The organism is Frigoribacterium sp. Leaf172, from assembly GCF_001424285.1.
In the GTDB taxonomy this organism is placed as follows: domain Bacteria; phylum Actinomycetota; class Actinomycetes; order Actinomycetales; family Microbacteriaceae; genus Frigoribacterium.
Genome location: NZ_LMPB01000002.1, coordinates 990,733 through 1,003,804 on the forward strand (window position 1 = coordinate 990,733; position 13,072 = coordinate 1,003,804).

11 protein-coding genes are annotated in these 13,072 nt (G+C 71.2%); 1 reads left to right on the forward strand and 10 read right to left on the reverse strand.

Going from position 1 to position 13,072, the window contains the following annotated elements; all coding sequences use genetic code 11:
* Nucleotides 1–33 precede the first annotated feature (33 nt).
* The 8 genes from ASF89_RS10865 to ASF89_RS10900 form a co-directional block, all read right to left on the reverse strand.
* On the reverse strand, nt 34–639 hold the full coding sequence (locus tag ASF89_RS10865; protein ID WP_055795924.1) for a thymidine kinase: 606 nt from the start codon (nt 637–639) through the stop codon (nt 34–36).
* The gene (locus ASF89_RS10870; RefSeq protein ID WP_082475076.1) at nt 639–1,388 is read right to left on the reverse strand and encodes a response regulator; all 750 of its coding nucleotides are present in this window, start codon (nt 1,386–1,388) and stop codon (nt 639–641) included. Before ASF89_RS10870 ends, ASF89_RS10865 begins: the two co-directional genes overlap by 1 nt.
* Nucleotides 1,375–2,517 (reverse strand): hypothetical protein, encoded by a 1,143-nt coding sequence (locus ASF89_RS10875; RefSeq protein ID WP_055814498.1) that lies wholly within the window; start codon nt 2,515–2,517, stop codon nt 1,375–1,377. Before ASF89_RS10875 ends, ASF89_RS10870 begins: the two co-directional genes overlap by 14 nt.
* Nucleotides 2,514–3,770: a sensor histidine kinase gene (locus ASF89_RS10880; protein WP_055814501.1), complete on the reverse strand. Its 1,257-nt coding sequence runs from the start codon at nt 3,768–3,770 to the stop codon at nt 2,514–2,516. Before ASF89_RS10880 ends, ASF89_RS10875 begins: the two co-directional genes overlap by 4 nt.
* 150 nt (nt 3,771–3,920) lie before the next feature.
* Nucleotides 3,921–5,015: an Rv2578c family radical SAM protein gene (locus ASF89_RS10885; RefSeq protein ID WP_055814504.1), complete on the reverse strand. Its 1,095-nt coding sequence runs from the start codon at nt 5,013–5,015 to the stop codon at nt 3,921–3,923.
* A 56-nt stretch (nt 5,016–5,071) separates the two neighbouring features.
* Nucleotides 5,072–6,550, reverse strand: a complete 1,479-nt coding sequence (locus tag ASF89_RS10890) for a malate:quinone oxidoreductase (protein WP_082475075.1) — start codon at nt 6,548–6,550, stop codon at nt 5,072–5,074.
* Nucleotides 6,551–6,645: 95 nt separating this feature from the next.
* Nucleotides 6,646–7,707 (reverse strand): aspartate-semialdehyde dehydrogenase, encoded by a 1,062-nt coding sequence (locus ASF89_RS10895; protein ID WP_055814506.1) that lies wholly within the window; start codon nt 7,705–7,707, stop codon nt 6,646–6,648.
* A gap of 96 nt (nt 7,708–7,803) precedes the next feature.
* Nucleotides 7,804–9,069 carry an aspartate kinase gene (locus ASF89_RS10900; protein ID WP_055795907.1) on the reverse strand — a complete coding sequence of 422 codons (1,266 nt, stop codon included), beginning with the start codon at nt 9,067–9,069 and terminating at the stop codon, nt 7,804–7,806.
* 148 nt (nt 9,070–9,217) lie between these two features.
* On the opposite strand from ASF89_RS10900, the gene ASF89_RS10905 reads away from it, so the two are divergent.
* Nucleotides 9,218–10,027: a DUF1206 domain-containing protein gene (locus ASF89_RS10905; protein ID WP_082489931.1), complete on the forward strand. Its 810-nt coding sequence runs from the start codon at nt 9,218–9,220 to the stop codon at nt 10,025–10,027.
* 6 nt (nt 10,028–10,033) lie between these two features.
* On the opposite strand, the gene recR is transcribed toward ASF89_RS10905, so the two are convergent.
* On the reverse strand, nt 10,034–10,633 hold the full coding sequence (gene recR / locus ASF89_RS10910) for a recombination mediator RecR (RefSeq protein ID WP_055795905.1): 600 nt from the start codon (nt 10,631–10,633) through the stop codon (nt 10,034–10,036).
* A gap of 2 nt (nt 10,634–10,635) precedes the next feature.
* Nucleotides 10,636–12,996 carry a DNA polymerase III subunit gamma and tau gene (locus tag ASF89_RS10915; RefSeq protein WP_055814510.1) on the reverse strand — a complete coding sequence of 787 codons (2,361 nt, stop codon included), beginning with the start codon at nt 12,994–12,996 and terminating at the stop codon, nt 10,636–10,638.
* Nucleotides 12,997–13,072: the final 76 nt, after the last annotated feature.

Below are 13,072 nucleotides of genomic sequence, written 5' to 3' on the forward strand. Positions count from 1 at the left end.
TGCGCCCGTAAGCGACGATCTGCGGCGTCCGCGTCAGGTGAGACGGCCACCGCTCTCAGCGAGGTAGCACGCCCCGCACAGCGACTCGTAGGTGACCTCGTGGCCGTCGATGGCGACCTGGTCGCCGTCGAAGACGAAGCGGCCGTCGATGGTCCGAGCGTTGAACACGGCCTTGCGCCCACACCGGCAGATCGTCTTGAGCTCCTCCAGCGAGTGCGCCACCTCGAGAAGACGCCGGCTGCCGGGGAACGCCATCGTCCGGAAGTCCGTCCGGATGCCGTAGGCGAGGACGGGCACCCCCTCGAGGATCGCGATGCGCAGCAGGTCGTCGACCTGGCGCGGCTCCAGGAACTGGACCTCGTCGACGAGCAGGCAGGCGATGTCGCTGCCCGTCGCCGCGCGGACGCGCGCCCGCTCGGCGCAGAACACCTCGAGCACGTCGTCGCCGGGAGCGAAGGCGACGTCGGCGGTGCGGGTGACGCCGAGCCGCGAGACGATCTGGTCATCGCCCTTGGTGTCGACGCGGGGCTTGGCGAGGACGACCCGCTGCCCGCGCTCCTCGTAGTTGTAGGCGGCCTGCAGCAGAGCCGTGCTCTTGCCGCTGTTCATCGCGCCGTAGCGGAAGTAGAGCTTCGCCACTACTGCAGGTAACCGTCTTCGGCGGCCCGTCGGATCAGCTCGGACTTCTTGCTCGCCGGGCGGTTCGCCTTGGCGTACTTCTCGCGGACCCGCCGGAGGTAGGTCTTGGCCGTCTCGTACTGCACGTTCATCTGCTGCGCCACCTCGTTGGTGCTGAAGCCGGAGACGTAGAGGCGGAACGCCTCGGACTCGCCCGCGCTCAGCTTCGGGCGGCTCTGGTTCGTCGCCCCGACGGGGAGGGGGCGCCAGTCCCGCTGCGGCGAGGCGTCGCGTGCGACGCCCATGACCTGACGAGCGGCGTCCATGACCTCGCGCATGGGCAGCGACTTCGACAGGAACGCCGAGGCTCCCGCCTCGAGCGCCCGCTCGCGGGATTCGCGCGTATCGAGGCTCGACAGCACGATGACCTTCGCGCCTGCGGCGCGGCAGGTCCGCACACGGGCCTCGATCGACACGGGCTCCTTCAACTGGAAGTCGAGGAACACCAGATCCGTGGGGAAGTTGTCGCTGTGGACCAGCTGCAGCCAGGTGTGCGCCGTGAGCACGAGGTCGAAGTCGAAGGCGTTGACGTTGATCCAGCTCGAGAGGCTGTCGAGCAGCACCTCGTGGTCGTCGAGGATGGCCAGTCGCACCCGACGCGTCGAGGGATCGTCGCCGGCCGGCCCCACGGTGCTCCACGACGGGGCCGCCGCGGGTCGCGAGAAGCCGGGACGGTGCGACGAGCGGTCGCTCGACTCAGTGCTGGTCATAAGAAAACCTTAGTGTCAGGTGAGGAGGGGTCACGTCGACGACGAGGTCGTCGTAGACCACCCGCAGGACGGCGAAGTAGGGTGCGAGCCGGTGTCGGATCGTGAGGTCGGATACGCGGGTGGCGACAGTCAGTCGGACGTCGACCCGCGCCTCCTCGGCTCGGAGGACGAGACGGATGTCGGAGGCGTCGACGACCCCCGTGTCGGCGAACGCCACGATCAGCGCCCGCAGGGCCGTGCGGTGGTCGTCGGCCATCTCGCCTGCGATGTGCGCCGGGTCGTCCACCGTGCCGCGTACGGCGACGGACGACGCCGTGAGCAGGTGCTCGAGCCAGCTGCGGTCGGCCTCGGCCACCATGGTGCCCCGCAGGGTCTCGGCGATGGTCCGGGCCCTCGCGCCGTCGTCGGCCGTCACCTCGCCGGACTCGATCAGGCGGGTGAAGAACGGCACGACGTCGCGGTTGAGGATCGTCACGCGGTCCTGCTGGACCGACCTCGCGATGCTGGCCCGGAGCCCGTCGGTGCTCTCGCGCCGATACGTCACCGCCCGTTCGACCCAGCGGTCGACCAGGGCGACGAACGTGCTGGAGAAGGTCGCCCCCGCCAGCGACAGGGCGAGGACGGGCGTGACGGCGACGACGACGTAGAGCCCGGTGGGGAGTCCGGCGGCGAACGACGGTCCCTCGGCGGCGATCACGCCGCCCACGACGACCGCGAGGGCGACGCCGACGATCGCGATCTCGCGACCGGGGCGGTAGGGAGCCAGCCCGAGCACGAGCACGCCGATCGCGACGGGGACCCAGTCGTCGCGCACCAGCGAGTTGTGGCCCGCGGTCGACGCACCCGAGAGCACGGCCGATCCGGCGAGGAGCACCGTCATGACGACCACGTACCTCCGGCGGAAGGGGGCGCGGGAGGGGCGGGAGACCACGACGAGGATGACTCCGGCCGCCATCAGCGCCGCCAGGGCGCCGACGGCCACCGGCCAGGACACGACGTCGTCACGGGAGACGGTCGTGAGGACGACGGCGTAGACGCCGGCCGCGACGCTCGCGAGCAGCGTCAGAGGACCGGCGCTCAGCGCACCCAGCGGATCGACCTGCTGAGGCGTGCGCTCACGGCGCCTCACGCCGCTCCCTCGACGCGGACGGGCCCCGTGCCGAGATCGCGTCCGGTGACATCTCGCGGCGCAGGAGGCTCCGGGGTCGCGTCGACCGCGACGCGGATGACGACGCTCGTGCCGCTGCCCGGCGACGACCAGATCTGCACGGAGCCGCCGACGCGCTCCATACGGGCCTGCACCGAGTTCTTGAGCCCCAGCCGGTCGGCCCCGGTCGTCTGCGGATCGAACCCGACCCCGTCGTCGATGACCATGACCGACACGTCGCCGCCGTCGCCGTAGACGACCACCTCGGCCCGCGTGGTGCCGCTGTGCCGCTCGACGTTGACGAGGCACTGCGCCACGGCGAGACCGAGGGCCTGCTCCTGATCGGGACGGAGGCGGGCCACGGCGCTCACGTCGCCGGTCACGCCGACCTCGAGGCCCGAATCGCGCGCCGACTCCACCGCGACGGCGAGCTCGCTGCGGTGCCAGTCGCGAGCGCTGCCCTCGGCGGCGCGTCCGGCCAGCCACTCGCGGCCGACGAGGGTCTCGAGATCCCGCGACATGGCGCTCGCCACCCGCGGATCGAGAGGCCCGGGTGCGCTGGTGGCGACGGCGGCCAGGTGGCTGAGGACGGTGTCGTGCAGCAGGGCGGCCGCCTGCTGCTCGATGTCGTGACGGATGCCCTGCATCTGCTGGTCGAGCGCGGCGCGGTGGAGGCTCGGCTGGGCCCGGCGGGCACGATCGCGGGCCACGATGCCCCAGCCGACCGTGACGACGACCAGGACGTACGCCATTCCGGTGGCCACGTCGAACCGGGACGCCTGGCCGGTCTGCCAGGTCGCCGCCTGGGTGCCCACCTCGCCGAGGACGAACGCGATGGTCGCCCACAGCAGGCCCAGTCGCGGCTGCCGCCCACTGCCGCCGACCATGATCAGCGCGATCTTCGGCAGCGACAGCGAGAACGCGTCGGACGACTGCACGGCCGGCACCTGCGCGAGGAGCGTGATGGCGTACCAGTACGTCCCGGCCGAGCCGATCGCGAGATAGGCGGCGATGGACGTCGCCGTGCGTCGCCTCTCGACGACGACGATGAGGGCGATCATGGTCGCCACGGCCACGAGGGCGGGCCAGAGGATGTACCCGGGGCGGGTCGCCTGATTGATGAGCAGCACCAGTGACGCGCTGCCCAGCATGACGCAGGCGATGACGTGACAGGCTCGCGCGACGGCACGGCCGGTGCTCTGCGGAGCCAGGTGAGCCGGGAGGCCGAGAAGCATGCGGCCTCTTTCTCGTCGATGGGCGGGCAGATAGAAGTATGCCTGAACATGGACTTTCGGTGTACCCCGTTATCGGGGGGATGAGCCGGGAACGGCCTTCCACCCGGCGCTTTTGTGCCCCGATCGACCTCTGGACGCGCTCGAGGGTCGTCAGAAGAGCCGAGGATGCGCGGTGCGCGAACCGCCCGGGAGCTCGGCCGACAGCAGGGCCCGGCCCGCGACGCCCTCCGCGCGGTCGCCCAGCGCGTCGTGCACGCGCGATCGGGTCGATCCCGTCGCCGGATCGGCGCGACCCCGCTCGAGGCCGTACTCGGCCAGCAGGGGCCGCAGGCGCGCCGCCAGCCACTTGCGATAACCCGTGGGCGCGTAGGTGCCGCGGGCGAAGAGATCGGCGTATCGCTCGACCACGTCCGGTCGCTCGCGACCCAGCCAGGCGAAGAACCACTCTTTGACGCCCGGCTTGAGGTGGAGCGCGCTGTACATGACGCTGGTCGCCCCCGAGTCGCGGACCGCCGCCAGGGCCGTTCGGAGATGGTCGACGCCGTCGGTCAGATACGGCAGGACCGGCATCATGAAGACGGAGACGTCGAGACCGAGGTCGCGAGCCGCTCGGACGGTCGCCAGGCGCGCCGCGGTGGTCGGGGTGCCCGGCTCGAGGGACTGCTGCAGCTCGTCGTCGTAGACGGCGATGGACATGGCGATGTCGACCGGTACGTGCTGGGCGGCCTCGGCCAGGAGCGGCAGGTCACGACGGAGGAGCGTGCCCTTGGTCAGGATGCTGAACGGAGTCCCCGAGTCGGCCAGGGCCGCGATGATGCCCGGCATGAGCCGGTAGCGACCCTCGGCCCGCTGATACGGGTCGGTGTTCGTGCCGAGGGCGACCGGCGCGTTCTGCCACGACGGCCGGCGCAGCTCACGGGAGAGGACCTCGGCGACGTTGACCTTGACGACGATCTGGCGATCGAAGTCGTCACCGCCGTCGAGATCGAGGTACTCGTGGGTGGGGCGGGCGAAGCAGTAGACGCAGGCGTGGCTGCAGCCGCGGTACGGATTGATCGTCCAGCCGAAGGGGAGCGCCGAATCGCCGCCCGGCACGCGATTCAGCGCGCTCTTGGCGAGGATCTCGTGGAAGGTGACGCCGGCGAACTCAGGCGTCGTGACCGACCGGACCACCGAGGAGAGCTTCGCCAACGGAGGGAGCGCGGCGTCGCTCTCGACGTCGACTCCCTGCCCGCTCCACCGCATGCCTCATTCGAACACACGTTCGATGCCGAGTCAAATGAGTCCGGAACGCGGAGTGGTCAGGAGCGGATGCCCAGCGCCTCCGCGGTCGCGCCCAGGGTCGCCGCGGCCCGGGCCTCGTCCGCCGCGAGGGGCGAGCCGTAGCTCGGGATCATGCGTCGGAGGGTGGGCTCCCAGTCGGTCATCCGCGAGGGGAAGCATCGACCCAGCACGTCGAGCATGATCGGCACGGCCGTCGACGCCCCGGGCGACGCGCCGAGGAGGCCGGCGATGGAGCCGTCGGCGGCGGAGACGACCTCGGTGCCGAACTGCAGCACGCCGCCCTTCTTCGCATCCTTCTTGATCACCTGGACCCGCTGCCCCGCCGTGATCCGGTACCAGTCCTTCGGGTCGGCGTCGGGGACGAACTCGCGCAGCGCCTCGAACTTCGTCGCCTTGCTGGCCGCCAGCTGGCCCACGAGGTACTTCACCAACGAGAGGTTGGCCAGGCCGGCACGGATCATCGGGTAGAGGTTGTGCGGCCTGATCGACGCGAAGAGGTCGAACCACGAACCGCTCTTGAGGAACTTCGGGCTGAACCCCGCATAGGGTCCGAACATGAGACTGGCCCGCCCGTCGACGACGCGGGTGTCGAGGTGCGGGACCGACATCGGCGGCGAGCCCACGGCCGCCTTGCCGTAGACCTTCGCCTGATGGCGGGCCACGATGGCCGGGTCGTCGGTGCGGAGGAACTCCCCGCTGACGGGGAACCCGCCGAAACCCTCGATCTCTCGGATCCCCGACTTCTGCAGGAGGTTCAGGGCTCCCCCGCCGGCCCCGACGAACACGAACGAGGCCTCGATCTCGACGGGTGCGCCGCCGGAGGGTCGCGCGGAGATGATCCATCCACCGCCCGGTCGGCGCGTGAGACCGGTGACCCGGTGACCGAGACTCAGCTCGGCGCCGCCGGCGGTGAGGTCGTCCATGAGGAGGCGCGTGAGACTCCCGAAGTCGACGTCCGTTCCGGCGGCGATGCGCGTCGCGGCGATCGGCTGCCCGAGAGGCCGCTGGGACGTCAGGAGGGGCGCCCACTCGGCGATCCTCTCGCGGTCGGTGCTGAACTCGAGACCCTGGAAGAGCGGGTGCCCGCGGAGGGCCTCGAACCGCTTGCGGAGGTACTCGACGTTCGCGTCGCCCCAGACGAAGCTCATGTGCGGACTGGAGTTGATGAAGGCGGAGGGCTCCGGAAGGGAGCCCTCGGCGACGAGGAACGACCAGAACTGCCGCGAGACCTGGAACTGCTCGTTGACCTTGACGGCGCTGCTCGTGTCGATCGTGCCGTCGGCCCGCTCGGGCGTGTAGTTCAGCTCGCAGAGTGCCGAATGACCCGTGCCGGCGTTGTTCCAGGGGTTGCTCGACTCGAGCGCCACGTCGTCCAGCGCCTCGAGGATCCGGATGGTCCAGTCGGGTTCGAGCTGCTTGATCATGGCGCCCAGCGTGGCGCTCATGACGCCACCGCCGATGAGGGCCACGTCGACGGGCTTCTTCGCATCGTTCACGAGCGCCAGTCTAAGCCCCGGCCCTCGTCGGGCCACCGGAGCCCTCGGCGGGGTGTCTCGATGTCGAGACAGCCCGCCGGGAGCCGGGATGCACGTCAGGCGCTGAGCGAGGCCGCTCGGTCGGCGGCGACGATCTCGGCGATCTGCACGGCGTTCAGCGCCGCTCCCTTGCGGAGGTTGTCGTTGCTGATGAAGAGGGCCAGCCCGCGGTTGCCGGGCACGCCCTCGTCCTGGCGGATGCGCCCGACGTAGCTCGGGTCCGAGCCGGCGGCCTGGAGCGGGGTGGGGACGTCGGTCAGCACGACGCCGGGGGCGTCGGCCAGCAGCTCCTTCGCCCGGGCGGCGGTCAGCTCGGTCGAGAACTCGGCGTTGATCGACAGCGAGTGACCCGTCAGGACGGGGACCCGGACGCACGTGCCGCTGACGAGCAGCTCGGGGCGCTCGAGGATCTTGCGGCTCTCGTTGCGCAGCTTCTTCTCTTCGTCGGTCTCGTCGAGACCGTCGTCGACGAGGGAGCCGGCCAGCGGGATGACGTCGAACGCGATGGGTCGCACGTACACCTGCGGGTCGGGCATCGTCACAGCGGATCCGTCGTGCACGAGCGCCTCGGCACCCTGCTCGAGGGCGGCCTTCGTCTGACCGATGAGCTCGTCCGCGCCCTTGAGCCCGCTGCCCGAGACCGCCTGGTAGGTGCTGACGATCAGTCGCTCGAGACCGGCCTCGGTGTCGAGGACCTTGAGCACCGGCATCGCGGCCATCGTGGTGCAGTTCGGGTTCGCGACGATGCCCTTGACGGCCTCGCCGATCGCGTGCGGGTTGACCTCGCTCACGACGAGGGGCACCTCGGGGTCCATCCGCCAGGCGCTCGAGTTGTCGATGACGAGGGCGCCGGCCGCGGCGAAGCGGGGAGCGTGGGCCCGCGAGCCGGTGGCGCCGGCCGAGAAGAGCGCGATGTCGAGTCCCGTCGGATCGGCGGTCTCGATGTCCTCGACGACGACGTCGGCGCCGCGGAACGGCAGGGTGGTGCCGGCCGAGCGGGCCGTCGCGAAGAAGCGGATCTCCGAGAGCGGGAAGTCCCGCTCGTCGAGGAGCCGCCTCATGACCTTGCCGACCTGACCGGTCGCGCCGACCACGCCGACGCGCAGACCTTCAGCCATCGTTGTCTCCTGGGGTGTCTCGGTGGTGCCGTGGGAAGGGGATCAGGAGGTGCGGTGCGGGCCGCGCCGCGCCTCCTCGGTCATCGACGGGTCGTGTCAGCGGCCGGTGCCGGCGTGGACGACGGCCTCGACGTCGCCGTCGAGCCCGAACGCCGTGTGGACCACGCGGAGCGCGTCGTTGAGGGTGTCGGCCCGGGTGACGACCGAGATGCGGATCTCGCTGGTGGAGATCATCTCGATGTTGATGCCGGCCTCGAACAGCGCGGTGAACAGCTGCGCGGAGACCCCGGCGTTGGTGCGCATGCCGGCGCCGACCAGGGCGAGCTTGCCGATCTGGTCGTCGTACTGCAGCGACTCGAAGCCGCTCTCGGCGCGCTCGGACTCGAGGGCCTGCAGCACGACGGCGCCCTCCGACTTCGGAAGCGTGAACGATATGTCGGTGCGACTGGTGGACGCGGCCGAGATGTTCTGGACGATCATGTCGATGTTCGCCCCGGTCTTCGCGACCGTCCGGAAGATCTGAGCGGCCTTGCCGGGCACGTCGGGGACGCCGACGACGGTGATCTTGCCCTCGCTGAGGTCACCGGCGACACCGCTGATGATGGGCTCTTCCACGTTCTCTCCCTCTTTCGGGTTGACGACCAGGGTTCCCTCGTTGTTGTTGAACGACGAGCGGACGTGCAGGGTGACGCCGTGACGTCTCGCGTACTCGACGGCGCGGATGTAGAGCACCTTCGACCCCGCGGCCGCCAGCTCGAGCATCTCCTCGCTGGTGACGCGGTCGAGCTTGCGGGCCTTGGGCACGACGCGGGGGTCGGCGGTGAAGATGCCGTCGACGTCGGTGTAGATCTCGCAGACGTCGGCGTCGAGGGCGGCGGCGAGGGCCACCGCGGTGGTGTCGGAGCCGCCGCGGCCGAGGGTGGTGATGTCGCCGGTGCTGCGGTTGAAGCCCTGGAAGCCCGCGACGATGGCGACGTAGCCGGCGTCGAGGGCGTCACGGATGCGCTTCGGCGTGACGTCGACGATGCGCGCCTTGCCGTGCTGGGCGTCGGTGATCATGCCCGCCTGGCTGCCGGTGTACGACCGCGCCTCGACGCCCAGGCTGCGGATCGCCATCGCGAGCAGCGCCATGCTGATGCGCTCACCGGCGGTGAGGAGCATGTCGAGCTCGCGTCCGCCGGGGATGGGCGCGACCTCGCTGGCGAGGTCGAGCAGCTCGTCGGTCGTGTCGCCCATGGCGCTGACCGCGACGACGACGTCGTTCCCCGCCTTGCGGGTCTCGACGATCCGTTTCGCGACGCGCTTGATGCTCTCGGCGTCGGCGACGGACGACCCGCCGAATTTCTGCACGATCAAGCTCACGGTGACTCCAGGAGAGGGGGACGGCGGTCGGATCGACGACGCGCCTGCGTCCGCCGATTCTATTCGGTGCCGAACGCGTGTGACGCACCGCTGCAGCGGCGCCATGGCAGGACGGGCGGCGCCTCCTCCGCTCCCCTACGGTGGGCACATGCCCGAAGCCACCGAAGACGCCCGACGCACGACGAGCCGCCTGCAGAACAGCCGCGCCCTGACGACCCTCGCGCGGGTCGGGTTCGGCATGAACGGCGTGCTGCACATCCTGATCGGGGTCATCGCCCTGCGGGTCGCCTTCGGCGGCGGCGGCGAGGCCGACCAGGGAGGCGCGCTCGGGGAGCTCGCGTCGCGTCCCGGCGGTCAGGCGCTGCTGTGGGTCATCGTCGTGGGGCTGTGGGCGCTCGGCGTGTTCCAGATCCTCGAGGCGGCGCTCGTGCGCGGGTCCGACAAGGAGGACTGGGCGGAGCGGGTCAAGGAGGGCGGCAAGGGGGTCGCCTACCTGGCGGTGGGCTTCACCGCCTTCACCTTCGCTCGCGGCGGGTCGAGCGACAGCTCGGATCAGACGGAGTCGCTGAGCGCGGGTCTGCTGGCGACGCCGGGCGGTGTGGTGCTGCTCGTGGTGCTCGCTCTCGCGATCGTGGCGATCGGCGGCTACTTCGTGGTCAAGGGCGCTCGCCAGAGGTTCCGCGAGGATCTCGTCGTGCCGTCGGGCAGCGCCGGACGCGTGACGGTCGCCTTCGGGGTCGTGGGCTACGTCGCGAAGGGGATCGCCCTGATCGTCGTGGGCGTCCTGTTCGGGGTCGCGGCGGTGCAGGCCGATCCGGACGAGGCGTCCGGTCTCGACGGGGCCTTGAAGGCCCTGGCCGAGCTGCCCTTCGGCACGGCGGTCTTGACCGCGGTGGCCGTCGGCCTGATCGCGTTCGGTCTCTACAGCTTCGTCCGGGCGCGCCGCGCGCGACTCTGACGGTCTCTATTCGGAGACGAGTCGGCGACCCTCGAAGGCCCGGCCGAGGGTGACCTCGTCGGCGTATTCGAGATCGCCGCCGACGGGCAGCCCGGAGGCGAGACGGGTGACCCGCAGCCCGAACGGAGCGAGCATGCGCGACAGGTAGGTCGCAGTGGCTTCGCCTTCGAGGTTGGGGTCGGTCGCGATGATGACCTCCTGCACGGTGTCGTCGGCCAGACGCTGCACGAGCTGTCGGATGCGCAGGTCGTCGGGGCCGATGCCGTCGATGGGGCTGATCGCCCCACCCAGCACGTGGTACAGGCCGCGGAACTCGCGGGTGCGCTCGATCGCCTGCACGTCTTTGGCTTCTTCGACGACGCAGATGGTGGCCGGCGACCGGCGCGGGTCGCGGCAGATGGCGCAGGTGTCCTGTTCGGTGACGTTGCCGCAGATCTCGCAGAAGCGGACCTTGGTCTTGACGTCGACGAGCAGCTCGGAGAGACGTGTGGTGTCGAAGTTCTCGCTCTGGAGGATGTGGAACGCGATGCGCTGCGCGGACTTCGGACCGATGCCCGGCAGTCTGCCGAACTCGTCGATCAGCTCTTGGACGATGCCCTCGTACACGACTACTCGCTTCTCTGAGGCGTGACGCGGGGCGCGATCGTCTCTTCTTCGATGAACTGGGCGTTGAGGATCTCGCGGACGACGGCTTCGCCGTAGCGGGAGTTGGCGGGGATGCCCCGGCGCGGGTCGCCCGCGGCGACACGACGGTCGGGAGCCGAGACGGAGGCGCCGGACGGGGCCGCGGAACCGGACGGGGCCGCCGCGGGCCGGCTGGAGGCGACGGGCTCGGACGCGGGCGCGGCGTCGAGCGGCGGTGCTCCCCCGTCGGGTTCTTCGGTGATGTGCTCGGGTTCGTCGGGCTCCGGCGGCGCGGCCTGCGGGATCGCCGCGACGTCCCACCCGGTGACGGGCGTGGGGGCTGCGGCGGGCGCGGAGCCCGGAGCAGCTGAGGAGCCGGCTGCCGGCGCGTGCTGACGCGGCCCCGTCGGCGGAACCGGCGCGGTCGTCGGTCGCCGAGCGGGCGCTGGGTCGGCCGGTTCGGGTTCGCGTGCGGCGGCGGTCGACGGGGGCGCGGGCGCCGGGTCGGTGGAGACGGCGGGCGTCGCGGCCGCCGGGGGCGCGTCGACCGCTTCACGGGCGGGGGCGGTCGGTCGGGTCGGAGCGCCCTCGACACGGGCGATGTACTTGACGGTGACGCCCAGCACGCTCTGGATCGCGCGACGGAGGTGCTCGCTGACTCCCTCGCCAGCACCCTGCGGCTTCTTGAAGTTCTCGACGTCGCTGGCGCTCGGGAAGGTGAGGGTGAGGACGTCGTCGGCGTAGGCCTGCACGGTCGCGGTGACGACGACCATCCAGGCGGTGCGTCGGGCCTTCTCGACCACTTCGACGATCTCGGGCCAGCTGTCGCGCATCTGCTGGAGAGTGACCGGCGCCACCGAGGTCGCCCGTTCGTCGGGGTCGGCGGGGACGCCGTCGGTCACGGGGGGCGTCTGGGCCCAGGCGGCGGAGTGGGCGGCCGCCGGAGCCGCGGGTGGTGTGGCGGCGCCCCAGGCCGCTGACGCGGTCGCGGCCACCGCGCCGGGTGCCGACTCGGGTGCTGCCGGGGTCTCGACCGTCGCCGCAGGAGACGACGTCGCGGGAGGCGCGGTGACGGCGACCGCCGGAGCCCGGGTCGGGCTCGGCTCGGCCCGGGTCGGCGTGGACGCGGGCGACGGCGCACCGACGGAGGTCTGCGGGCCGGGGCTCGACGAGACGGCGCCGTCGACGCCCACGCGCCGCTCGAGTCGTTCGACTCGGGCCAGGGCGCCCCGCTCGGTCTCGTCGGCCTCGGGGACGAGCACCCGGGCGATCATCAGCTCGAGGTGGAGCCGAGGCGACGTCGCCCCCGTCATGTCGGTGAGAGCGCGGTTGACGACGTCGGCGGAGCGGGAGAGCTCGGCGGCGCCGAACGAGCGGGCCTGGTGCAGCAGCCGATCGAGCTCGTCGGCGGTGATGCCCCGCAGCACGGCCGAGGCCCCCTCGGCGGTCGCCCCGACGACGATGAGGTCGCGGAGTCTCTCGAGGAGGTCTTCGACGAAGCGACGCGGGTCTTGACCGGTCTGCACGACCCGGTCGACCGCGGCGAAGGCGGCGGCGCCGTCGCGCGCGCCGAGCGCCTCGACGACCTCGTCGAGGAGCGAGGCGTGCGTGTAGCCGAGGAGCGCCACGGCACGCTCGTACTCGATGCCGCTGTCTTCGCTGCCGGCCATCAGCTGGTCGAGCAGCGACAGGGTGTCTCGGACGGAGCCGCCGCCGGCGCGGACGACGAGGGGCAGGACGCCGGGCGCGGCGTCGACCTGCTCGGTCGCGCTGAGCTGCTGCACGTAGTCGAGCATCTGCGCCGGCGGGACGAGACGGAAGGGATAGTGGTGCGTGCGCGACCGGATCGTGCCGATGACCTTGTCGGGCTCGGTCGTCGCGAAGATGAACTTGACGTGCTCCGGTGGCTCTTCGACGACCTTGAGCAGCGCGTTGAAGCCCTGCGGCGTGACCATGTGGGCCTCGTCGAGGATGAAGATCTTGAATCGGTCGCGCGCCGGAGCGAAGATGGCGCGGTCGCGGATGTCGCGGGCGTCGTCGACGCCGTTGTGACTCGCCGCGTCGATCTCGATGACGTCGAGCGATCCGCCGCCGTCGCGGGCGAGTTCGACGCACGAGGGGCAGACGCCGCACGGGGTGTCGGTCGGGCCCTCGGCGCAGTTGAGGCACCGCGCGAGGATCCGCGCCGACGTCGTCTTGCCGCAGCCGCGAGGGCCGCTGAAGAGATAGGCGTGGTTCACGCGGTTCGTGCGGAGGGCCGTCCGCAGAGGATCGGTCACCTGCGTCTGACCGATGAGTTCGGCGAAGTTCTCTGGCCGGTAACGGCGATACAAGGCGGTGACCACGGGACCAGAGTAGCCGGGGCCACCGACAGCGGACGACTCGCGAGAGGGCCCCGTCCGCAGCTGCGGACGGGGCCCT

Bases quoted from the DNA above. Each gene is read 5' to 3' on its own strand.
- ASF89_RS10870 (WP_082475076.1), bottom strand. From the start codon at position 1,388: ATGACCAGCACTGAGTCGAGCGACCGCTCGTCGCACCGTCCCGGCTTC.
- ASF89_RS10880 (WP_055814501.1), bottom strand. From the start codon at position 3,770: ATGCTTCTCGGCCTCCCGGCTCACCTGGCTCCGCAGAGCACCGGCCGT.
- ASF89_RS10885 (WP_055814504.1), bottom strand. From the start codon at position 5,015: ATGCGGTGGAGCGGGCAGGGAGTCGACGTCGAGAGCGACGCCGCGCTC.
- ASF89_RS10895 (WP_055814506.1), bottom strand. From the start codon at position 7,707: ATGGCTGAAGGTCTGCGCGTCGGCGTGGTCGGCGCGACCGGTCAGGTC.
- ASF89_RS10905 (WP_082489931.1), top strand. From the start codon at position 9,218: ATGCCCGAAGCCACCGAAGACGCCCGACGCACGACGAGCCGCCTGCAG.